This window comes from Pseudomonas delhiensis, assembly GCF_900187975.1.
GTDB classification, from domain to species: domain Bacteria; phylum Pseudomonadota; class Gammaproteobacteria; order Pseudomonadales; family Pseudomonadaceae; genus Pseudomonas; species Pseudomonas delhiensis.
The window spans coordinates 143,374-166,242 of sequence record NZ_FZPC01000013.1; the positions used below are offsets into that span (position 1 = coordinate 143,374).

At 69.0% G+C, this 22,869-nt stretch carries 17 protein-coding genes; 14 read left to right on the forward strand and 3 right to left on the reverse strand.

The annotated features are described in order from the left end of the window. Positions 1–190: 190 nt before the first annotated feature. Genes CHC02_RS13820 through fabI form a run of 5 tightly spaced genes read left to right on the forward strand, consistent with a single transcriptional unit; the run spans position 191 to position 6,563 of the window. Complete coding sequence (locus CHC02_RS13820) at positions 191–2,014, forward strand: extracellular solute-binding protein (protein ID WP_089392025.1); 1,824 nt, start codon at positions 191–193, stop codon at positions 2,012–2,014. Beyond that, complete coding sequence (locus CHC02_RS13825) at positions 2,014–3,099, forward strand: microcin C ABC transporter permease YejB (protein ID WP_089392026.1); 1,086 nt, start codon at positions 2,014–2,016, stop codon at positions 3,097–3,099. Before CHC02_RS13820 ends, CHC02_RS13825 begins: the two co-directional genes overlap by 1 nt. Before the next feature lie 3 nt (positions 3,100–3,102). Then, positions 3,103–4,122 carry an ABC transporter permease gene (locus CHC02_RS13830; RefSeq protein WP_089392027.1) on the forward strand — a complete coding sequence of 340 codons (1,020 nt, stop codon included), beginning with the start codon at positions 3,103–3,105 and terminating at the stop codon, positions 4,120–4,122. A gap of 1 nt (position 4,123) precedes the next feature. Continuing rightward, complete coding sequence (locus tag CHC02_RS13835) at positions 4,124–5,743, forward strand: ABC transporter ATP-binding protein (RefSeq protein WP_089392028.1); 1,620 nt, start codon at positions 4,124–4,126, stop codon at positions 5,741–5,743. A 22-nt stretch (positions 5,744–5,765) separates the two neighbouring features. Beyond that, positions 5,766–6,563: an enoyl-ACP reductase FabI gene (fabI, locus tag CHC02_RS13840; protein WP_089392029.1), complete on the forward strand. Its 798-nt coding sequence runs from the start codon at positions 5,766–5,768 to the stop codon at positions 6,561–6,563. 383 nt (positions 6,564–6,946) lie between these two features. Here fabI and CHC02_RS13845 read toward each other — a convergent pair whose 3' ends face one another. After that, positions 6,947–8,635, reverse strand: a complete 1,689-nt coding sequence (locus CHC02_RS13845; protein WP_089392030.1) for a DEAD/DEAH box helicase — start codon at positions 8,633–8,635, stop codon at positions 6,947–6,949. A 340-nt stretch (positions 8,636–8,975) separates the two neighbouring features. On the opposite strand from CHC02_RS13845, the gene CHC02_RS13850 reads away from it, so the two are divergent. The 3 genes from CHC02_RS13850 to CHC02_RS13860 all read left to right on the forward strand — a co-directional run bounded on the left by CHC02_RS13850 (position 8,976) and on the right by CHC02_RS13860 (position 13,210). Further along, positions 8,976–9,767: a crotonase/enoyl-CoA hydratase family protein gene (locus CHC02_RS13850; protein WP_089392031.1), complete on the forward strand. Its 792-nt coding sequence runs from the start codon at positions 8,976–8,978 to the stop codon at positions 9,765–9,767. 271 nt (positions 9,768–10,038) lie between these two features. Further along, entirely contained in the window at positions 10,039–11,472 is a 1,434-nt protein-coding gene (locus CHC02_RS13855) for a collagen-like triple helix repeat-containing protein (RefSeq protein WP_089392032.1), read from the forward strand. 79 nt (positions 11,473–11,551) lie between these two features. After that, positions 11,552–13,210: a ShlB/FhaC/HecB family hemolysin secretion/activation protein gene (locus CHC02_RS13860; protein WP_089392033.1), complete on the forward strand. Its 1,659-nt coding sequence runs from the start codon at positions 11,552–11,554 to the stop codon at positions 13,208–13,210. Between the two features lie 15 nt (positions 13,211–13,225). Here CHC02_RS13860 and CHC02_RS13865 read toward each other — a convergent pair whose 3' ends face one another. Further along, positions 13,226–13,972: a spermidine synthase gene (locus CHC02_RS13865; protein ID WP_089392034.1), complete on the reverse strand. Its 747-nt coding sequence runs from the start codon at positions 13,970–13,972 to the stop codon at positions 13,226–13,228. Between the two features lie 220 nt (positions 13,973–14,192). Between CHC02_RS13865 and CHC02_RS13870 the strand changes: the two genes are divergently transcribed. After that, the gene (locus CHC02_RS13870; protein WP_089392035.1) at positions 14,193–15,539 is read left to right on the forward strand and encodes a class II 3-deoxy-7-phosphoheptulonate synthase; all 1,347 of its coding nucleotides are present in this window, start codon (positions 14,193–14,195) and stop codon (positions 15,537–15,539) included. Between the two features lie 24 nt (positions 15,540–15,563). Here the strand turns inward: CHC02_RS13870 and CHC02_RS13875 are convergent, their stop codons facing one another. Beyond that, the gene (locus CHC02_RS13875; RefSeq protein WP_089392036.1) at positions 15,564–16,040 is read right to left on the reverse strand and encodes a DUF1289 domain-containing protein; all 477 of its coding nucleotides are present in this window, start codon (positions 16,038–16,040) and stop codon (positions 15,564–15,566) included. A gap of 391 nt (positions 16,041–16,431) precedes the next feature. Between CHC02_RS13875 and acnB the strand changes: the two genes are divergently transcribed. The 5 genes from acnB to CHC02_RS13905 all read left to right on the forward strand — a co-directional run bounded on the left by acnB (position 16,432) and on the right by CHC02_RS13905 (position 22,842). Further along, positions 16,432–19,041, forward strand: a complete 2,610-nt coding sequence (gene acnB, locus CHC02_RS13885) for a bifunctional aconitate hydratase 2/2-methylisocitrate dehydratase (protein WP_089392037.1) — start codon at positions 16,432–16,434, stop codon at positions 19,039–19,041. Positions 19,042–19,988: 947 nt separating this feature from the next. Next, positions 19,989–20,204 carry a cysteine-rich CWC family protein gene (locus CHC02_RS13890; protein WP_089392038.1) on the forward strand — a complete coding sequence of 72 codons (216 nt, stop codon included), beginning with the start codon at positions 19,989–19,991 and terminating at the stop codon, positions 20,202–20,204. Then, positions 20,204–20,899 (forward strand): pseudouridine synthase, encoded by a 696-nt coding sequence (locus CHC02_RS13895; protein ID WP_089392039.1) that lies wholly within the window; start codon positions 20,204–20,206, stop codon positions 20,897–20,899. The genes CHC02_RS13890 and CHC02_RS13895 overlap by 1 nt, the downstream gene beginning before the upstream one ends. Before the next feature lie 84 nt (positions 20,900–20,983). Next, the gene (locus CHC02_RS13900) at positions 20,984–22,021 is read left to right on the forward strand and encodes a L,D-transpeptidase (RefSeq protein WP_089392040.1); all 1,038 of its coding nucleotides are present in this window, start codon (positions 20,984–20,986) and stop codon (positions 22,019–22,021) included. An 80-nt stretch (positions 22,022–22,101) separates the two neighbouring features. Further along, on the forward strand, positions 22,102–22,842 hold the full coding sequence (locus tag CHC02_RS13905; protein WP_089392041.1) for a murein L,D-transpeptidase catalytic domain family protein: 741 nt from the start codon (positions 22,102–22,104) through the stop codon (positions 22,840–22,842). Positions 22,843–22,869 lie beyond the last annotated feature (27 nt).

Consider the following 22,869-nt stretch of genomic DNA (forward strand, 5'->3'; position numbering starts at 1 on the left):
GTCGAAAAGCCGGCGGCGCCGGCGCTCCGCCAGACTTCCCGGGGCCCGCCCCCTTGCACGGGACGGGCCGCAACCAGTACAAACGATGCCAGCCCGAACGGACCTACGAGCAGACCATGCCCAGACTGTCGACCAGCGCCCCTCGCCCCGCACCCGCTCCCACCACCGGAACGGCGGCGGAGCGCCGTCGATGAAGCTGCGCGCCCTCCTCCTGCTCGGCCTGCTCGGCCTGGGCGCCGGCCTGCAGGCCGCGCCGCAACATGCCATCACCCTCTACGACGAGGCGCCGAAATACCCGGCCGACTACCGCCACTTCGACTTCGTCAACCCCGACGCGCCCAAGGGCGGCACCCTGCGGCTCTCCGACACCGGCGGCTTCGACAGCCTCAACCCGTTCATCCCCAAGGGCAACCCGGCCTCGCAGATCAGCCTGGTCTACGACACCCTGACCTTCCATTCCCTGGACGAGCCCTTCACCGAATACGGCCTGCTCGCCGAGAAGATCGAGAAGGACCCCGGGCAGCGCTTCGTGCGCTTCTACCTGCGCCCGCAGGCACGCTTCCAGGACGGCACGCCGGTCACCGCCGAGGACGTGGTGTTCACCTTCCAGACCCTGGTCAAGCAGGGCGACCCGATGTACCGCAACTACTACGCGGACGTCGACAAGGTGGTGGCCGAGGACAAGCTGCGCGTGCGCTTCGACTTCAAGCGCCCGGGCAACCGCGAGCTGCCGCTGATCCTCGGCCAGCTGCAGATCCTGCCCAAGCACTGGTGGGCCAGCCGCGACTTCGCCAAGACCAGCCTGGAGCCGCCGCTGGGCAGCGGCCCCTACCGCGTCGCCAAGGTCGACCCGGGCCGCTCGATCCGCTACGAGCGGGTCAAGGACTACTGGGCCAGGGACCTGCCGGTGAACCGCGGCTTCAACAACTTCGACGCCGTGGTGGTGGACTCCTACCGCGACCTGACCGTGGCCCTGGAGGCCTTCAAGGCCGGGCAGTTCGACTTCAACGAGGAGCGCATCGCGAAGAACTGGGCCACCGCCTACGACTCGCCGGCGGTGCGCGACGGCCGCATCGTCCGCCAGGAGTTGCACAACGACAACCCCTGGGGCATGCAGGGCTTCGCCTTCAACATCCGCCGCCCGGTGTTCCAGGACGCGCGGGTGCGCGAGGCCATCAGCCTGCTGTTCGACTTCGAGTGGACCAACAAGCAGCTGTTCTTCGGCTCCTACAAGCGTGACCGCAGCTTCTTCGAGAACTCCGAGATGGCCGCCCACGAACTGCCCGACGCCCAGGAGCTGGCGATCCTCGAACCGCTGCGCGGCCAGTTGCCGCCGCAGGTCTTCGAGCGCGTCTACGAGCCGCCGGTCAGCGACGGCAGCGGCATCATCCGCGAGCAGAAGCGCAAGGCCTACAAGCTGCTGCTGGAGGCCGGCTACAGGATCGTCGACGACCGCATGGTCGGCCCCGACGGCAAGCCGCTGAGCTTCGAGTTCATGCTGGTCCAGGCCGACTTCCTGCGCGTGCTGCTGCCCTACAAGCGCAACCTCGCCGAGCTGGGCATCGACATGCAGATCCGCGTGGTGGACATCTCCCAGTACATCAACCGCCTGCGCTCGCGGGACTTCGACATGATGGTCGCCAGCTGGCCGCAGTCCAACTCGCCGGGCAACGAACAGCGCGAGTTCTGGCATTCGGCCAGCTCCGACAACCCCGGCAGCCGCAACTTCATCGGCCTGCGCGACCCAGCCATCGACGCCCTGGTGGACGGCCTGATCAAGGCCGATTCCCGCGAAGCCCTGGTGCGCCACGCCCGCGCCCTGGACCGCGCCCTGCAGTGGGGCCACTACGTGGTGCCCAACTGGTACCTGGACACCTGGCGCCTGGCCTACTGGAACCGCATCGCCCACCCCGCGAAGCTGCCGCCCTACAGCTACGCGCTGATGACCTGGTGGCAGGCCCGCGGCAAGGCCGAGCCGACCCAGGCCGTGACCCAGGCGCCGGAGACCCCCTGATGCTCGCCTACATCCTGCGCCGCCTGCTGCTGATAGTACCGACGCTGTTCGGCATCCTGCTGATCAACTTCATCATCATCCAGGCCGCCCCCGGCGGGCCGGTGGACCAGATGATCGCCAAGCTCGAAGGCGTCAACGCCGCCGCCGGCGGGGCCACCGGGCGCATCGCCGGCTCCGGCGGCGAACTGGCCTCCTCCGGCGGCTCGCACTACCGCGGCGGCCAGGGCCTGGACCCGGAGCTGGTGAAGGAGATCGAGCGCATGTACGGCTTCGACAAGCCGGCGCCCGAGCGCTTCTGGATCATGCTCAGGAACTACGTGCACCTGGACTTCGGCACCAGCTTCTTCCGCGACGCCAAGGTCACCGACCTGATCATCGAGAAGCTGCCGGTGTCCATCTCCCTGGGGCTGTGGAGCACCCTGATCATGTACCTGGTGTCCATCCCCCTGGGCATCGCCAAGGCGGTGCGCAACGGCAGCCAGTTCGACATCTGGACCAGTTCGGCGATCATCATCGGCTACGCCATCCCCGCCTTCCTCTTCGCCATCCTGCTGGTGGTGCTGTTCGCCGGCGGCAGCTACTGGGACTGGTTCCCGTTGCGCGGGCTGACCTCCAACGACTTCGACGAACTGAGCACCTTCGGCAAGGTCAAGGACTACTTCTGGCACCTGGCCCTGCCGATCACCGCCCTGGTCATCGGCAACTTCGCCACCATCACCCTGCTGACCAAGAACAGCTTCCTCGACGAGATCGGCAAGCAATACGTGGTCACCGCCCGCGCCAAGGGCCTGACCGAGCGCCAGGTGCTCTACGGCCACGTGTTCCGCAACGCCATGCTGCTGATCATCGCCGGCCTGCCCTCGGCGCTGCTGGGGGTGTTCTTCACCGGCTCGCTGCTGATCGAGGTGATCTTCTCCCTCGACGGCCTGGGCCTGCTCAGCTTCGAGTCGGCGCTCAACCGCGACTACCCGGTGGTGTTCGGCACCCTGTTCATCTTCACGCTGTTCGGCCTGATCATGAAGCTGGTCAGCGACGTCCTCTACACCCTCGTCGATCCGCGCATCGACTTCGAGAACCGGGAGTAAGCGATGCGCCTGTCCCCGATGAACCAGCGCCGCTGGGCGCGCTTCAAGGCCAACAAGCGCGGTTGGTGGTCGCTGTGGCTGTTCCTCGCGCTGTTCGTGCTCAGCCTGGGCGCCGAGCTGATCGCCAACGACAAGCCGCTGGCGATCCGCTACGACGGCCAGTGGTACTTCCCGGTGTTCAAGCGCTACCCGGAGACCGTGTTCGGCGGCGAGTTCCCCCTGGAAGGCAACTACAAGGCGCCCTACATGCGCCAGCAGCTGGCCGAGAAGGACGCCTGGGTGCTCTGGCCGCCGATCGCCTACAGCTACGACTCCATCAACTACGACCTGCGCGTGCCGGTGCCCTCGGCGCCGAGCCGGGAGAACCTGCTGGGCACCGACGACCAGGCCCGCGACGTGCTGGCCCGGGTGATCTACGGCTTCCGCGTCTCGGTGCTGTTCGCCCTGGTGCTGACTCTGCTCAGCTCGCTGATCGGCGTGCTGGTGGGCGCCCTGCAGGGCTTCTACGGCGGCTGGGTCGACCTGCTCGGCCAGCGCTTCCTGGAAATCTGGTCGGGCCTGCCGGTGCTCTACCTGCTGATCATCCTCGCCAGCTTCGTGCAGCCGAACTTCTGGTGGCTGCTGGGCATCATGCTGCTGTTCTCCTGGATGAGCCTGGTGGACGTGGTGCGCGCCGAGTTCCTCCGCGGCCGCAACCTGGAGTACGTGCGCGCGGCCCGCGCCCTGGGCATGAAGAACGGCAAGATCATGTTCCGCCACATCCTGCCCAACGCGATGATCTCCACCCTGACCTTCATGCCGTTCATCCTGACCGGCGCCATCGCCACCCTGACCTCCCTGGACTTCCTCGGCTTCGGCCTGCCCGCCGGCTCGCCGTCGCTCGGCGAGCTGGTCGCCCAGGGCAAGTCCAACCTGCAGGCGCCGTGGCTGGGCATCAGCGCCTTCGTGGTGCTGGCGCTGATGCTCAGCCTGCTGGTGTTCATCGGCGAGGCCGCCCGCGATGCCTTCGACCCGAGGAAGTGAGATGAGCCACGACAACCTGGTCGAAGTCCGCGACCTTTCCGTCGACTTCGCCTGCGGCGAGGAATGCGTCCATGCCGTGGACAAGGTCAGCTTCGACATCCGCCGCGGCGAGACCCTCGCCCTGGTCGGCGAAAGCGGCTCGGGCAAGTCGGTGACCGCCAACTCCATCCTGCGCCTGCTGCCCTACCCCACCGCCAGCCACCCCAGCGGCAGCGTGCGCTACGCCGGGCTGGACCTGCTCAAGGCGCCGGAACGCAAGCTGCGCGGCATCCGCGGCAACCGCATCGCCATGGTCTTCCAGGAGCCCATGACCTCGCTCAACCCGCTGCACACCGTGGAGAAGCAGATCGGCGAAGTGCTCGCCCTGCACAAGGGCCTGCAGGGCCAGGCGGCGCGCACGCGCATCCTCGAACTGCTCGACTTGGTCGGTATCCCCGACCCGGCCACGCGCCTGAAGGCCTACCCCCACGAGCTTTCCGGCGGCCAGCGGCAGCGGGTGATGATCGCCATGGCCCTGGCCAACGAGCCGGAGCTGCTGATCGCCGACGAGCCGACCACGGCGCTGGACGTCACCGTGCAGCTGAAGATCCTCGACCTGCTGGGCGAACTGCAGGCGCGCCTGGGCATGGCGCTGCTGCTGATCACCCACGACCTCAACCTGGTGCGGCGCATCGCCCACCGCGTGTGCGTGATGCAGCAGGGCAGGATCGTCGAGCAGGCCGACTGCGAACAATTGTTCCAGGCCCCGCAGCACCCCTACACCCGCGAGCTGCTCGGCGCCGAGCCCAGCGGCGCGCCGGCGGCCAACCCGCCGGGCGCGGAGCTGCTGAGCGTGCAGGACCTGCGCGTGTGGTTCCCGATCAAGAAGGGCGTGTTCCGCCGCACCGTGGACCACATCAAGGCGGTGGACGGCATCGACTTCAGCCTGCCGCGCGGGCACACCCTGGGCATCGTCGGCGAAAGCGGCTCGGGCAAGTCCACCCTGGGCCTGGCCATCCTGCGGCTGATCGACAGCCGCGGCGCCATCCGCTTCGAGGGCAACGCCCTGGACACCCTGAACCAGGCCGAGGTACGCCCGCTGCGCCGCGAGATGCAGGTGGTCTTCCAGGACCCGTACGGCAGCCTCAGCCCGCGCCTGTCGGTGGGCCAGATCGTCGGCGAGGGCCTGGAGATCCACGGCATCTGCGACGAACGCGAGCAGCAGCAGCAGCGGATCATCGACGCGCTGCTGGAGGTCGGCCTGGACCCGGAGACGCGCCACCGCTACCCCCACGAATTCTCCGGCGGCCAGCGCCAGCGCATCGCCATCGCCCGCGCCCTGGTGCTCAAGCCGGCGCTGATCCTGCTGGACGAGCCGACCTCGGCGCTGGACCGCTCGGTGCAGCGCCAGGTGGTCGACCTGCTGCGCCAGCTGCAGGCCAAGTACAACCTCAGCTACCTGTTCATCAGCCACGACCTGGCGGTGGTCAAGGCGCTCAGCCACCAGCTGATGGTCATCCGCCAGGGCAAGGTGGTGGAACAGGGCCCGGCCGAGGCGATCTTCGCCGCGCCGAAGCACCCCTACACCCAACAGCTGCTGGAAGCCGCGTTCATGGTCCCGGCGGCCACCAGCCAGGCATGACCCGCACGGGAGGCGGAGCACCATGGGCTTTCTCACCGGCAAGCGCGCGCTGATCGTCGGCGTCGCCAGCAAACTCTCCATCGCCTCGGGCATCGCCGCGGCGATGCACCGCGAAGGCGCCGAGCTGGCCTTCACCTACCAGAACGACAAGCTCAGGGGCCGCGTCGAGGAATTCGCCGCCGGCTGGGGCTCCGGCCCCGGGCTGTGCTTCCCCTGCGACCTGGCCAGCGACGCCGACATCGAGGCGGTGTTCCGCGAGCTGGGCAGGCACTGGGACGGCCTGGACATCATCGTCCACTCGGTGGGCTTCGCCCCGGGCGACCAGCTCGACGGCGACTTCACCGCCGTCACCAGCCGCGACGGCTTCCGCATCGCCCACGACATCAGCGCCTACAGCTTCGTGGCCCTGGCCAAGGCCGGCCGCGGGATGATGCAGGGCCGCAACGGCGCCCTGCTCACCCTCTCCTACCTGGGCGCCGAGCGCACCCTGCCCAACTACAACGTGATGGGCATGGCCAAGGCCAGCCTGGAGGCCGGCGTGCGCTACCTGGCCGCCAGCCTCGGCCCGGAAGGCACGCGGGTCAACGCGGTCTCCGCCGGGCCGATCCGCACCCTGGCGGCCTCCGGCATCAGGAGCTTCCGCCGCATGCTCGCCGCCAGCGAACGGCAGACGCCGCTGCGGCGCAACGTGACCATCGAGGAAGTCGGCAACGCCGCGGCCTTCCTCTGCTCCGACCTGGCCAGCGGCATCAGCGGCGAAATCCTCTACGTCGACGGCGGCTTCAACACCACGGCGATGGGGCCGCTGGAAGAGGACTGAGCAGGCGGGCGGGAATCCCACGCCTCACAGCAAACCGTAGGAGCGGGCCCTGCCCGCGATTCGCGCGCAGGGCGCGCTCCTACATGGCAACCACATGGCGTCGAGCTATCGCGGACAAAGTCCGCTCCGGGGGAGGAATACCGTGTCTCCCGGCAACCTGTAGGAGCGGGCCCTGCCCGCGATTTCGCGCGCAGGGCGCGCTCCTACATGGGAATGGCGCGGGTGTGGCAGCGTAGGAGCGGATCTTATCCGCGAATCGCGCGCAGGGCGCGCTCCTACAGGGGACCTCGTGGCTGCTCCCAACCACCGCACAAGGAAAAACGCCGCACCCGGTCACCCGGCTGCGGCGTTTTCATCGGATCGCGGCGCGCGTGGCGCGCGGATCAATCCTCGCGGTAGCGGCGCAGGCGCAGGGCCTTGCCGGCGACGCGGGTGTCCTTGAGCTTGCCCAGCAGGCGCTCCAGGCCGTCTTCCGGCAGCTCGATCAGGCTGAAGGTCTCGCGGATCTGGATGCGGCCGATGGCCTCGCGGGACAGGCCGCCCTCGTTGAGGATGGCGCCCAGCAGGTTCTTCGCCGCCACGCCGTCGCGCGCGCCCAGGGCGGTGCGGCAGCGGGCCTTGCCTTCGGCCGGGGCGGCCATCGGGCGGCGCTCGCCGGAACGTTCGCCACGATCGCTGCGCTCACCGCGCTCGCTACGTTCGTAACGGTCGCTGCGCTCGCGCGGGGCGGCCGGGGTCAGCGGCTGCTCGCGGCGCACCGACTCCAGGTCCAGGGCCTTGCCTTCGGTGAGCTTGGCCAGCAGCACCGCGGCGAGGGTCTCGACGTCGGTGCCCAGGCGGCGGCACAGCTCGTCGCGCACGGCGCCACGGTTGGCGACCGCGGTTTCCAGCAGCGGCTGCAGGCTGGAGGCCAGGCGCGCCAGGCGCGCTTCCAGCACGGTGTCGGCGTCGGGCAGGCGCACTTCGCCGACCTTCTGCCCGGTGACGCGCTCGATCACCTGCAGCATGCGCCGCTCGCGCGGGGTCACCAGCAGCAGCGCGCGGCCTTCGCGGCCGGCGCGGCCGGTACGGCCGATACGGTGCACGTAGGACTCGGGGTCGTACGGCATGTCGATGTTCAGCACGTGGGTGATGCGCGACACGTCCAGGCCGCGGGCGGCCACGTCGGTGGCGATGACGATGTCCAGCGAGCCGTCTTTCAGCGACTCGATGACGCGCTCGCGCTGGGCCTGCGGCATGTCGCCGTTGAGCGCGGCGGCGCGGTAGCCCTGGCGCTCGAGCAGCTCGGCGATGTCCAGGGTGGCCTGCTTGGTGCGTACGAAGCCGATCAGCGCGTCGAACTGCTCGACTTCCAGCAGGCGCAGGATGGAGGCGGGCTTCTGGTCGGCATGGACCATCAGGTGCGCCTGCTCGATGCGCGCCACGGTCTGGGTCTTGGCGGCGATGCGGACGTGCTTGGGTTCCTTCAGGTGGCGCTCGGCGATGCTGCGGATCGAGGCCGGCAGAGTCGCGGAGAACAGCACGGTCTGGCGGCTGGACGGCATGGCCTCGAAGATCACTTCCAGGTCGTCCATGAAGCCGAGCTTGAGCATCTCGTCGGCCTCGTCCAGCACCAGGCGCTCGACGGTGGCCAGCAGGTTCTCGTCGCGGCGCAGGTGGTCGCACAGGCGCCCGGGGGTGGCCACCAGGACCTGGGCGCCCTGGCGCAGGGCCTTGAGCTGCGGGCCCATGGGCGCGCCACCGTAGACGGCTACCACGCCGACGCCGGGCATCTGCTTGGAGTAGGTTTCGCAGGCGGTGGCCACCTGCAGGGCCAGTTCGCGGGTCGGCACCAGGATCAGCACCTGGGGCTCGCGGCGGGCCGGCTCGATCTGCGACAGCAGCGGCAGGGCGAAGGCGGCGGTCTTGCCGGTGCCGGTCTGGGCCTGGCCGATCATGTCGTGGCCTTCGAGGATCACCGGGATCGACTGGGCCTGGATGGGCGAAGGCTCTTCGTAGCCGACCGCGGCGATGGCCGCCAGAATATTGGGATGAATGCCGAGCGCGGCGAAGCCGCCGGTTTCCTGGGTCATGGGTTTTGCCTCTAAATACATCCGCAAAGACCCAATGGCCGAGCTGCGCATGCCCTGTACGACAGTAGAAGTCACCCAGGCAGCTGGAAGCGGGGATTTGCGAACTGAACTGTTGGAAGAATACGTCAAGGAAGTCCGCGGAAGCGGACGCACAGCCAGAGCGTGCAGGCTCTGAAAGATGCGGTCCCGAACGGGGCCGTAACAGGCCGGCGCGCATCATACCGGAAAAACGCCGTCGATGTGTGGCTTTTCCGCCGCCGCTGGCCGAACGGTCAAGACTTGCACAATCGGCCACCCGCCGTCTATACCGAGCAGGGCCCACCTGCCAGGAGCACGCGCCGTGAACCCTACCAGCGAACCCCGCGTCACCGTCACGCGCCGTGGTCATCTCCTGCTGCTGGGCCTGAACCGGCCGGAAAAGCGCAACGCCTTCGACCAGCGCATGCTCGACGAGCTGATGCTGGCCCTGGGCGGGTACGAACGCGACGACGACCTGCGCTGCGCGCTGATCGTCGCCCACGGCGAACACTTCAGCGCCGGCCTCGACCTGGCCGACGTCAGCCAGCGCCTGCACGACGGCTGGCAACTGCCGGCCGGCGCGGTCGACCCCTGGGGCACCCTGGGCGGGCCGCGGCTGAGCAAGCCGCTGCTGGTCGCCGTGCAGGGCTACTGCTACACCATCGGCATCGAGCTGATGCTGGCGGCGGACATCTGCCTGTGCGCCAGCAACGCCCGCTTCGCCCAGATGGAGGTGCGCCGCGGCCTGCTGCCGCTGGGCGGCGCCACCCTGCGCCTGCCGCAGGTCGCCGGCTGGGGCAACGCCATGCGCTGGCTGCTCAGCGGCGACGAGTTCGACGCCCACGAGGCCTGGCGCCTGGGCCTGGTGCAGGAAATCCACCCGCCCGAGGAGCTGCTGCCCGAGGCCCTGAAGCTGGCCGCGCGCATCGCCCGTCGCGCCCCGCTGGCCGTGCGCGCCACCCTGGCCTCGGCGCGCCGCGCCCAGGAACAGGGCCCGGCGCTGGCCATCCGCGAGTTGCCGCAGCAACTCAAGGCCCTGCTCGCCAGCGAGGACGCCCGGGAAGGCCTGCAGTCGCTGCTGGAAAAGCGCGAAGGCCACTTCTCCGGCAACTAGCCGTGGCGCCCCGTCGCACCGCTTGGCACGCCTTCGAAGCCCCGGGTAAAGCGCTATATCGAAAGGACTAGATTGAAGTCAAAAGGCCAGCAATTCTGCTGAAGTTTCAGTCCAATCAACGGGATGCCTATAACAAACGACTATATACAAGATGCAATTTCGCCCCCTCCCGCAAGTACTGAAACTGTGCCGGCAATCAGTGGAAGTACTCTTGCCGACGGCGGACCGAGGCTTCTCCTGAACACCAGAGCCCTTCAGGGAGGAGCCCCAGATGTCTAGTCCCATTCGTGTATTCGCGTTGTCTCTCCTGGTCGTTGCCATGTCGCTGCAGGGTTGCAGCAGCAAGGGCGGCCATCACAGCAGTGTCGCCAGTTCCGGAAGCGGCTCCGACCAGGGCGCCGGCAACGGCGGCTCGGGTAGCGGCGGCGACGGCAACGGTTCCGGCGGTACCGGCAGCGGTGGCGACGGCGGCACCGGCGGTAATGGAGGAACCGGTGGCAACAACGGTGGCGACGGCGGTAACAACGGCGGAAGCACCGGCGGCACCAACCCCAGCACCACCAGCACCATCCTCAGCAACACCGGCGAAGCGGTCAGCTCGCTGGGCGACACCGTCAACGGCGTCGGCAGCGTGGTCAAGGGCGTGGGCCTGCCGGTGGTCGGCAGCGGCGTGACCGAAGGCGCCGGCAGCGTCATCCAGGACGTCGGCCAGGGCGTGAACAGCCTGGGCAGCGGCATCACCAACGGCGTCGGCCAGCTCGGCAGCAACCCCAACGCCCTGGGCACCACGGTGGCCGGCGCCACCGGCACGGTGAGCAGCGTCGGCAATGCGGTCAGCGACCTGGGCGGCACCGTCGCCGCGGTAGGCGCCAACACTCCGCTGAAACCGGTGACCACTGCCCTGGGCGGCGTGGTCGACGGCGTCGGCGGGCAGATCAGCATGCTCGGCGACTCCCTCAGCGGCGCCGTCACCACCGGCCCGCTCAGCCCGCTGACCAAGCAGCTCAGCGGCACCACCGCGGGCCTGGTCGGCCAGGTCGAGGGCGTGACCCAGCAGGTCGGCGCGGCCACTGGCCTGGGCGCCCCGGTGAACAACCTGGTGACCACGGTCGGCGGCCTGGTGGGCCAGGTCGGCACCCAGCTCGGCAGCACCACGCCGGTCCTCGCGCCGGTCGGCAGCGTCGTGACCAACGTCGGCGAGGCCGTGAGCGCGACGGGCGGGCTGGTCAAGGCACCGGCCGGCAGCAGCCCCAGCAACCCGATCGGCGGGCTGCTCTCCGGCGTCACCGGCGTACTGGGCGGCGCCACTGGCGGCAGCAACCCGGTCGGCGGCCTGCTCTCCGGCGTCACCGGCACCCTGGGCGGCGCCACCGGCAGCAGCAACCCGGTTGGCGGCCTGCTTTCCGGCGTCACCGGCACCCTGGGCGGCGCCACCGGCAGCAGCAACCCGGTTGGCGGCCTGCTTTCCGGCGTCACCGGCGCCCTGGGCGGCACCACTGGCGGCAGCAACCCGGTCGGCGGCCTGCTCTCCGGCGTCACCGGCACCCTGGGCGGCGTCACCAGTGGCCTCACCAGCGGAGTCGCGACAGGCGTCGGCAGCAACGGCCTGGCCAGCAACAACGGCCTGCTCGGCGGCACCCTGGGCACCGTGGGTGGCCTGCTCGGCGGCGTGACCGGCAGCCTGGGCGGCAAGTCCGGAAACTGACGGCAAGCCCGCCAAAGCGAACGGCGAAGGGTCGGCAACGGCCCTTCGCCCTTTCATTTAACGGCTTCAGGGAGAAGCCATGCGCAAGCTAGCCGTAGTAACGCTGTTGTTAGCCAGCCCCCTAGCCTGGGCCGACCGCCCCATCCAACTGCCCGGTTCCGACATCGAACAAAGCCTGCCCAGGCCCAACCTGCCCGGCGGCGACGTGCGCCCGCAGGCGCCGCGGGTCAGCACCCCGGCGGCCGCGCAGCCGCAGCAACTGCTGGAACGGCGCATCCGCCTGCGGCGCATCGAGGTCGCCGGCGGCGGCCACTACCCCATCGCCACCTGGAAGCCCCTGCTGGAACCGCTGACCCGCCGCGAGATCAGGATCGGCGAGCTGGTGGCGGCGGCCAAGGCCATCACCCGGCGCTACCAGGACGACGGCTTCGTCATTTCCTTCGCCTACGTGCCCAACCAGGACTTCAACGGCGGCGTCGGGCGCATCATGCTGGTCGAGGGCCACCTGAGCGAGGTGCGCAGCGCCGGCGACCTCGGTGTGCACCAGGCCCGCGTGGCGCGCTGGATCGAGCGCCTGAAGGCGGAGCGGCCGCTGACCCGCGCCAGCTTCGAGCGCTTCAGCGTGCTGATGAGCCGGGTGCCCGGCCTGCAGATGAACATGGTCCTCAACCCGCCGACCACCACCGACGGCGGCGCCGTGCTGGAGATGCTCGGCAAGCACGAGGTCGTCACCACCGGCGTCGACTTCGACTCGCGCCACGGCAACCCGCGCGGGCTGTTCAACGCCACCCTGGCCTCGCTGCTGGGCCGGGGCGAGCAGCTGCAGTTCAGCTACCTCTACCCGCCCGGCGACGACAGGGAGTACTACCGCGCCTGGAACTACAGCCAGTTGCTGGGCGACAACGGCCTGCAGCTGATGGCCGGCTACAGCCACTACAACGCCAGCCTCGAGGACCGCGTGGCGGTCGGCCCGCTGCAATATGCGCGCAAGCGCGAGAACGAACGGCTCAGCGCCGGCCTGGGCATCCCCGTGCTGCTGCGCCGCGACCTGACCTGGGACGTCAACCTGCGCGCCTACACGGTGGACGACAGCAGCCGCTACGACCTGGTGGCGCCGGCCACCCCCTACAGCGTGAAGCTGCGCAACAAGTTGCGCGTGGTGGGCGTCGATACCCTGGTCCAGCAGTTCGGCGAGAAGCAGGTGCGCGCCGGCAGCCTGGCCCTCTACAAGGGCCTGAACGCCTTCGACGCGCAGAGCACGGCGCCGGCGCGCAAGGACTTCACCCGCGTGCTCGGCTTCGGCGCCCAGCAGAACCAGTTCGGCGAGCGGCTGCAGGGCGTGGCCAACGCCAGCTTCCAGTGGGCCCACGACAGCCTGCCGGACTCCGAGCAGGTCACCTACGGCGGCGCCAACTTCGGCCGCGGCTACCCGGACGACCAGGCCACCGGCGACAAGGGCTGGGGCGCCTCCTACGAGGTGAACTACGCCTTCCTCTGGCAGAACAGGTGGATGAACCAGTTGCAGCCCTACTTCGTCATCGACGGCGCGCGCACCTGGTACAACGCCGATGGCCTGCCCGGCGCCAGGCTCGGCTCCGGCGCCATCGGGGTGCGCTTCTCCAACCGCAGGCAGTACGTGCTGGGGGTGGAAGTGGCCAAGCCGTTCGCCGACCGCGCCATCGACAACGACGAGCGCAGCCCGCGGCTCAACCTGACGCTCAGCTACCAGATCCCCTGAGCCGGCGCCCCGCCGCTACTGCGCGGGGCGCAGCGCGTCGATGTAGGTGCCCAGGTCGTAGCCCAGGTCGCCCTGCAGGGCCCTGGCGCGTTTCTTCAGCCCGCGCGGCTCCAGGCTCTGCTCGACGTCGGCGGGAACGAAGACGATCACGTTGCCTTCCGGCACCGGGCATTCCAGGTAGTGGCGGTGGAAGCGCCCGCGCAGCAGGGCCGCGCCCAGGGGCCGGCCGTCGTCGGTACTCCACTGGTTGATGATCAGCCAGCCGCCGGGGCGCAGCTTGTCGCGGCAGGCGCCGAGGAAGTCCCAGCCCAGGTGCGCCGGGGCGGGGCCGGTGTCGGTGTAGAGGTCGAGGAAGATCAGGTCGGCCGGCTCGCAGTCGCCCAGCTCCTCCACCGCGTCGCCGATGCGCAGCCGCAGGCGCGGCTCGTCCACCAGGCCCAGGTGCTCGCGGGCCAGGCGCGGGATCGACGGGCGCAGCTCGACGGCCTCCGCCTCGTCCAGCGCCAGGTGCTTCAGGCAGGCCTGGGTCAGGCTGCCGGCGCCGAAGCCGAGGAACAGCGCGCGGCGCGGCGCCGGGTGGCACAGCGCGCCCAGCAGCATGGCACGGGAATAGTCGTACTCCAGCCAGGCCGGGTCGCCGATGCGCACGCAGCTCTGCTCCACCTCCTCGCCGAACTCCAGGTAGCGGTAGCCGCCCTGCTCCACCACGCGGATCACCCCGTAGGCATCGCGCTCCTCGGCTATCAGCAGGTCCTCGCTCATGCCCGGCGCCCCCGGCCATGGCCACGGGCGCCGGCGCTGGGCCGGCGATACGGACGGGGATTCGAAGTCGGGCTCTGGTACACGCGGGGTTCTCCGCAGGGCAAGGACGGCGACGGCCGCGGGCTCATGGAAAGCGAAGGATACCAGCCCGGCCCCGCTGAAGGAGGCCCCGCCCGGTGTTACCATGGGCCGATACCCGCCATTGCCCCGCGAGCCCCCGATGAGCCAGACCTGGAGCCCCGACAGCTGGAGAAGCCGCCCCATCCAGCAGCAACCCGCCTACCCCGACGCCGCGCGCCTGCAGCAGGTCGAGCAGACCCTCGCCAGCTACCCGCCGCTGGTGTTCGCCGGCGAGGCCCGCGAGTTGCGCCGGCAGTTCGCCGAGGTCACCGCCGGGCGCGCCTTCCTGCTGCAGGGCGGCGACTGCGCCGAGAGCTTCGCCGAGTTCTCCGCGGCGAAGATCCGCGACACCTTCAAGGTGCTGCTGCAGATGGCGGTGGTCATGACCTTCGCCGCCGGCTGCCCGGTGGTGAAGGTCGGGCGCATGGCCGGGCAGTTCGCCAAGCCGCGCTCCTCCGGCGAGGAAACCGTGGGCGAGATGACCCTGCCGGCCTACCGCGGCGACATCGTCAACGGCATCGGCTTCGACGAGGCCAACCGCGTGCCGGACCCGCAGCGCCTGCTGCAGGCCTACCACCAGTCCACCGCCACCCTCAACCTGCTGCGCGCCTTCGCCCAGGGCGGCTTCGCCGACCTGCACGAGGTGCACCAGTGGAACCTCGACTTCATCGCCAACTCGGCCCTGGCGGAGAAGTACAGCCAGCTCGCCGGGCGCATCGACGAGACCCTCGCCTTCATGCGCGCCTGCGGCCTGGACGGCGCGCCGCAACTGCGCGAGGTGAGCTTCTTCACCGCCCACGAGGCGCTGCTGCTGAACTACGAGGAAGCCTTCATCCGCCGCGACAGCCTCACCGGCGGCTGGTACGACTGCTCGGCGCACATGCTCTGGATCGGCGACCGCACCCGCCAGCTGGACGGCGCCCACGTCGAGCTGCTGCGCGGGGTGGGCAACCCCATCGGCGTGAAGGTCGGGCCGAGCATGGGCGACGAGGAACTGCTGCGCCTGATCGACATCCTCAACCCGGACAACGACCCCGGCCGCCTCAACCTGATCGTGCGCATGGGCGCCGACAAGGTCGGCGACGGCCTGCCGCGGCTGCTCCGTACCGTGCAGCGCGAAGGCCGCCAGGTACTGTGGAGCTGCGACCCGATGCACGGCAACACCATCAAGGCCTCCAGCGGCTACAAGACCCGCGACTTCGCGCGCATCCTCGCCGAGGTGCGGCAGTTCTTCGAGGTGCACAGGGCCGAGGGCACCCACCCCGGCGGCATCCACATCGAGATGACCGGGCAGAACGTCACCGAGTGCATCGGCGGCGCGCGGCCGATCACCGAGGCCGGGCTCAGCGACCGCTACCACACCCACTGCGACCCGCGGCTCAACGCCGACCAGTCGCTGGAGCTGGCCTTCCTCATCGCCGAGACGCTGAAGCAGGCGCGGCGCTGAAGCCGACGAACGGCGGGGCCGGGCTCAGACGCGCAGGTCCATGCCCTCGCTGAGGAAGCGCGGGGCGATGTAGCGGTCGTAGTGGGCCTCGGAAAGCAGGAAGAACTCGCGGTCGATGGCGTCGCGCAGCTCCGGCAGCGGCCGCTCGCGGAACTCCGGCAGCAGCGCCACGCCGTAGGCCTCGATGCTCTGGATCAGCCGCGAGCCGCGGGCGATCAGCTGGTAGGCCCAGCAGTACGGCGACTGCTCGGGGACGAAGCGGATCTGCCGCTGCTCCAGCTGGGCGCGCAGGCGCGGCGCATCGAACACCTCGAGCTTGGCCACCATCACCTGCACCAGCAGCACCTCCAGGCGCTTCCACACCGCGCGCTTCTCCTCCTCGCCGTACAGGTTCCAGTTCACCACCTCGTGGTGGAAGCGCTTGCAGCCCCGGCACACGAGGTCGCCGTAGACGGTGGAGCAGAGGCCGACACAGGGGGTCTTGATGCGCTGGGAGGACATGGCGGAACGGCTTCGGGACAACGGGGGACGGGCGTCATCTTAGCCCTTTGTCTAGGCAAGATCACCCTCCGCATCGGCGCAATGGCGCTTACTTTCAGCAATGAATTCCAGTAGAATCGGCCCGCCTTTCACAAGGCGCAATGCCCGTTCGAAGCTGTTTTCAAAGCGTCACGAAGCACAGATTCCGGCAGCCGCGCGGACCGGGCGCCCCCCTCAGGCGCCCAGTCCCTCACGTCCCAGGCCCTCCGGCGTAAAACTTTGAAAACAGCTTCTGTCTGGAGGCTGCCGGTGCCGTCGTAGGTCCGTGGATTACCGTCCACCATGCCTGACGAATGGATCGGCGAGGTCTCCTGGATACGCGTCCCACGGGACCACTGATGAGGGAAATACTGTGCTTGAAGCCTACCGCAAACACGTAGAAGAGCGTGCCGCCCAGGGTGTCGTGCCCCAGCCGCTGAACGCCGAGCAGACCGCTGGTCTGGTCGAACTCCTGAAGAACCCGCCGGCCGGCGAAGAAGAATTCCTCCTCGACCTGATCACCAACCGCGTCCCGCCGGGCGTGGACGAGGCCGCCTACGTCAAGGCCGGCTTCCTCTCCGCCGTCGCCAAGGGCGAAGCCACTTCCCCGCTGATCAGCAAGGCCCGCGCCGTCGAGCTGCTGGGCACCATGCAGGGCGGCTACAACATCGCCACCCTGGTGGAACTGCTGGACAGCGCCGAGCTGGCCGAAGTCGCCGCCGAGCAGCTCAAGCACACCCTGCTGATGTTCGACGCCTTCCACGACGTTTCCGAGCGCGCCAAGAAGGGCAACGCCGCGGCCAAGGCCGTGCTGCAGTCCTGGGCCGACGGCGAATGGTTCCAGGCCCGTCCGGCGGTCGCCGAGAAGATCACCCTGACCGTGTTCAAGGTGCCCGGCGAAACCAACACCGACGACCTGTCCCCGGCGCCCGACGCCTGGTCGCGTCCGGACATCCCGCTGCACGCCCTGGCCATGCTGAAGATGGCCCGCGACGGCATCGAACCGGTACAGCCCGGCGCCATCGGCCCGCTGAAGCAGATCGAAGCGGTCAAGGCCAAGGGCTTCCCGGTCGCCTACGTCGGCGACGTGGTCGGCACCGGCTCCTCCCGCAAGTCCGCCACCAACTCGGTGCTGTGGTTCTTCGGCGACGACATCCCCTACGTGCCGAACAAGCGCGCAGGCGGTTTCTGCTTCGGCACCAAGATCGCCCCGATCTTCTACAACACCATGGAAGACGCCGGCGCCCTGCCGATCGAGTTCGACTGCACCAACCTGGCCATGGGCGACGTCATCGACGTGTACCCATACGAAGGCAAGGTCGTGCGCCATGACAGCGGCGAAGTGGTCACCACCTTCGAGCTGAAGACCCCCGTGCTGCTGGACGAAGTCCGCGCCGGCGGCCGCATCCCGCTGATCGTCGGCCGTGGCCTGACCGAGAAGGCCCGCGCCGAACTGGGCCTGGCCCCGTCCACCCTGTTCAAGAAGCCCGAAGCCCCCGCCGACAGCGGCAAGGGCTACACCCTGGCGCAGAAGATGGTCGGTCGCGCCTGCGGCCTGCCGGAAGGCAAGGGCGTGCGTCCGGGCACCTACTGCGAACCGAAGATGACCACCGTCGGTTCCCAGGACACCACCGGCCCGATGACCCGCGACGAGCTGAAGGACCTGGCCTGCCTGGGCTTCTCCGCCGACCTGGTGATGCAGTCCTTCTGCCACACCGCGGCCTATCCCAAGCCCATCGACGTCAAGACCCACCACACCCTGCCCGACTTCATCATGACCCGTGGCGGCGTGTCCCTGCGTCCGGGCGACGGCATCATCCACAGCTGGCTGAACCGCATGCTGCTGCCCGACACCGTCGGCACCGGCGGCGACTCGCACACCCGCTTCCCGATCGGCATCAGCTTCCCGGCCGGCTCGGGCCTGGTGGCCTTCGCCGCTGCCACCGGCGTGATGCCGCTGGACATGCCCGAATCGGTACTGGTGCGCTTCAAGGGCAAGCTGCAACCGGGCATCACCCTGCGTGACCTGGTCCATGCGATCCCCTACTACGCCATCCAGGCCGGCCTGCTGACCGTCGAGAAGAAAGGCAAGAAGAACATCTTCTCCGGCCGCATCCTCGAGATCGAAGGCCTGAACGACCTGACCGTCGAGCAAGCCTTCGAGCTGTCCGACGCCTCGGCCGAACGTTCCGCCGCCGGTTGCACCATCAAGCTGCCGGAAGAGGCCATCGCCGAATACCTGAAGTCCAACATCACCCTGCTGCGCTGGATGATCGGCGAAGGCTACGGCGACGCCCGCACCCTGGAGCGCCGCGCCCAGGCGATGGAAGCCTGGCTGGCCAACCCGCAACTGCTGGAAGCCGACAAGGACGCCGAATACGCCGCGGTCATCGAGATCGACCTGGCCGACGTCAAGGAGCCGGTACTCTGCGCCCCGAACGACCCGGACGACGCCCGCCTGCTGTCCAGCGTGCAAGGCCGCAAGATCGACGAGGTGTTCATCGGTTCCTGCATGACCAACATCGGTCACTTCCGCGCCGCCGGCAAGCTGCTGGACAAGGTCAAGGGTGGCATTCCGACCCGCCTGTGGCTGGCCCCGCCGACCAAGATGGACGCCCACCAGCTGACCGAGGAAGGCTACTACGGCATCTACGGCAAGGCCGGTGCGCGCATGGAAATGCCGGGCTGCTCGCTGTGCATGGGTAACCAGGCTCGCGTACAGACCGGTTCCACCGTGGTCTCGACCTCCACCCGCAACTTCCCGAACCGCCTGGGCGACTCCACCGACGTGTTCCTGGCGTCGGCCGAGCTGGCCGCCGTGGCTTCGATCATCGGCAAGCTGCCGACCGTCGAGGAATACATGGTCTACGCGAAGGACATCGACAGCATGTCTGCCGATATCTACCGCTACCTGAGCTTCGACCAGATCGCCGAGTTCAAGGAAGCCGCTGCGAACGCCAAGATTCCGGTCGTTCAAGCCTAAGCCTTTCGGCGTGAGGAAAGCCCTGGCCGGTACGGTGGGGCTTTGAAGAGAATGCCGTTTCTTCCCCTGGGAGAAACGGCATTTTCGTTTGGGATGGGGTATGGCTTTGCTTGCGGGGCTTGGTGTAGCGCTCCGATCTCCCCCTCGTCATTCCCGCGAACGCGGGAACCCAGTGGCTTGGGGGCTTGGTGTAGCGCGCCGCTCCGAGTGCTCGGATGTTTCTTGTTTCGCCCCCTCGGGCGAGTCCCTTTTGTCAGTCGGTGGAAGGCCACCCCCGCAAAAAGGAACCAAAAAGGCTTGCCCCGCATACGGGCCCGATAAAGCCGGGCTACCCTCACGAACTCCCCCGCCACGGAGGCCCGCCCCGACAGCACGTCCCTGTACTGATCGGGGCTCTAGCGACATCCATGTCGCATGACCTCCTGAGCGCCGGTTTCGCTCGGCCTTCTGAAGGGGCGTTCCGGTGCGCGCGGATGTTTCTCTGGAAACCCGTAGGGCGCATAACGCCTACGGCGTTATCCGCCATCGTCGTCGGGCATCGGTGTTTGGGCCAACGGCGGATAACCGCGAACGGTTATTCGCCCTACGAGTTTGCCGGCTGACGCTGCGTTATCCGCTTGCTCGGGACAGCCCCCTCTCCCTTCAGGGAGAGGGCTGGGGAGAGGGAACGGACTTCGCTCACGCACCTCTGCCAACCCTGACGCCGCCCCCCCTCCCTAACCCTCCCCCGCAAGCGGGAGAGGGGACCGTCCGGCGTGATGCGAAACCGCGAAGCTCCCGGGCTCCCCGTAGGGCGCATAACGCCTACGGCGTTATCCGCCAAATCGCGGACAGAGTCCGCGATTGGACTCACCGGCCACGCCGGACGTCCCGGTGGCACGAATTCCCCTTGCACCCCGGCGCCACCCGCTGCACCCTGTGCAGCCAGCGAAGCACCGACCCGCACCATGACCGACACCCCCGATCCCACCCGTTGCCCCCTCTGCGGTCAGCGCAACAGCTGCAGCCAGGCCGACCCGGACGCCGACGGCACGCTCTGCTGGTGCTTCCAGACGCGCATCGACCCCGCCGCCCTGGCCCGCGTCCCGCCGCAGCAGCTCGACCGCGCCTGCCTCTGCCCGCGTTGCGCGCAGGGCCTGCCGCCCGCCGACGAGCCCGCCTGATGCGCCTGGACCGCCTGCTCGCCAACCTGCCCCGCTTCAGCCGCCAGGACGCGCGCCTGCTGCTGGCCGCCGGGCGCCTGAAGGTGGACGGCGCGGTGGTCCGCGACGGCCGCCACGAAGTGCGCGAATTCAGCCGCGTGGAACTGGACGACGAGGTGCTGCAGGCCGGCCGCCCGGCGCGCTACTTCATGCTGCACAAGCCCGCCGGCTGCGTCAGCGCCACCCGTGACGCCGAGCACCGCACCGTGCTCGACCTGCTGGACGAGCCGGACAAGCACGAGCTGCACATCGGCGGGCGGCTGGACTACAACAGCACCGGCCTGCTGCTGATCACCAACGACGGCCAGTGGTCGCGGCGCATGACCCTGCCCGGGCGCAAGCTGCCCAAGGTCTACTACATCGAGACCGAGCAGCCGATCGAGGCGCACTACGCCGAGGTCTTCGCTCGCGGCCTGTACTTCCGCTACGAGGACCTCACCACCCTCCCCGCGCAACTGGAGATCCTCGCCCCGCGGGCGGCGCGCCTGACCTTGCACGAAGGCCGCTACCACCAGGTCAAGCGCATGTTCGGGCACTTCCAGAACAAGGTCACCCGCCTGCACCGCGAGCGCATGGGCGGCCTGGCCCTGGACGCGCAGCTGGCGCCGGGACAGTACCGCGCCCTGAGCGCCGCCGAACTGGCCGCGCTGGGCTGAGCGCCTGCCGTCCGGCATCGCGAATTGCAGGGGCGGCACGGCCGCGACTAAGCTGCGAGGACGCCCGCGCATCGAAGGAATACGATGAAGATCCTGTCTTTCGCCCTGCTGCTGTTCAGCCTGGTCGCCCTGCCCGCCGTGGCCACTTCCAGCCATGGCTCGCCGCTCAACGACCTGCAGGCGGCGCTGAAGAAGCTCAAGCCCGGGCAGTTCCTCTGGTACCCGGAGATCTCCCCGCAGGGCCCGGTCACGGTGGTGGTCAGCCTCACCGAGCAGCGCGCCTACGTGTACCGCAATGGCATCGCCATCGGCCTGGCCACGGTCAGCACCGGCAAGCGCGGCAAGGAAACCCCCACCGGCGTGTTCACCATCCTGCAGAAAAAGGTCGAATACCATTCCGACCTCTACAACAGCGCGCCCATGCCCTACATGCAGCGCCTGACCTGGGACGGCATCGCCCTGCACGCCGGCAACCTGCCCGGCTACCCGGCCTCCCACGGCTGCATCCGCCTGCCCATGGCCTTCGCCAAGAAGCTCTACGAGGTCACCGGCTTCAGCAACACCACGGTGATCATCTCCGACGCCAAGAGCTCGCCGGTGGAGGTCTACCACCCCGGCCTGCTCGCCCCGCAGGTGACCGAAGGCAAGCCCAGCGGCCCGGCCAGCCCGGCGGTGGAACCCTACTGGAGCGACCCGGGCGAAGCCGCCGGGCCGATCTCGGTGCTGATCAGCCGCGCCGACCGCCGCGCCTACGTGTACCGCGGCGGCACCCAGATCGGCAGCGCCCCGGTGGCCCTCGACAACCCCGGCGCGCGCACGGGCGTGGCGGCTTTCTCGCTGCTGGAACGGCCCACCCCGGAACAGCTCGCCAGCACCTCGCCGAACCTGCGCTGGAGCGCCGTGCAGGTGAGCAACCCGCAGGCCGGCCTGACGCCCGCCGAACAGCTCGGCCAGTTCAGCATGGACGCGCACTTCCTGCGCTCGCTGCTGCTGGCCATGGACGTCGGCAGCACCCTGGTCATCACCGACCTGCCGTCCAGCCGCGAGACGCGCAGCAACCCGGACTTCACGGTGATCACCACCAACGACCGACAGGCGGTACCGGCATCGATCAAAAAATAGGCGAGAATCCCCTCAATTTCGCGCACTTGCATGCGCAATCGAAAACAGACCTTAGGAAGTGACAAAGGGGGAACGGCGCCATGCCGTCCATATCCACCGTCTGGGGGAAACTCCGGCCGCTGCTCGCCGTGGGCGCGCTCTACGCGCTCGGCAGCAGCCTCGCCCAAGCGGCGCTGCCCAGCGCCGAGGAACTCCACCGCCTGGCTCCGGCCACCAACCTGCAGGCCCTGCGCCTGGCGCTCAGCGCCTACCAGTGCGCCAACGCCGCGCAACTGGGCGGGCGTGACGAACTGCTGACCGTCATCGACTACTCCAAGGCCTCGCGCGACAAGCGCCTGTGGGTGTTCGACCTCAAGCGGCGCAAGCTGCTGTTCGAGGAATGGGTGGCCCACGGCAAGAACAGCGGCGACGACCTCGCCACCTCCTTCTCCAACCGCCCCAACAGCTACCAGTCGTCCATCGGACTGTACCAGACCGGCCAGACCTACCGCGGCAAGCACGGCCGCTCGCTGCGCCTGCTGGGCCTGGAGCCGGGCTTCAACGATAACAGCGAAGAGCGCGCCATCGTCATGCACGCGGCCGCCTACGCCGACCCCAGGGTGGTCCCCGGCCTCGGCCGCCTGGGCCGCAGCCAGGGCTGCCCGGCGGTGCGCCCGCAGGTGGCGCAGAAGCTGATCGACACCCTGGGCAAAGGCAGCTACGTGTTCGCCTACTACCCGCAGCAGGAATGGCTGAGCAACTCGCAGTTCCTCGCCGGCGCCAGCTGCAGCCTGGCCAAGGCGCAGAACCTGGGGCGCAGCGCGACCCTGGCCAAGCGCTGAGCCCGCAACGCGCCGAAACGCTCTTGG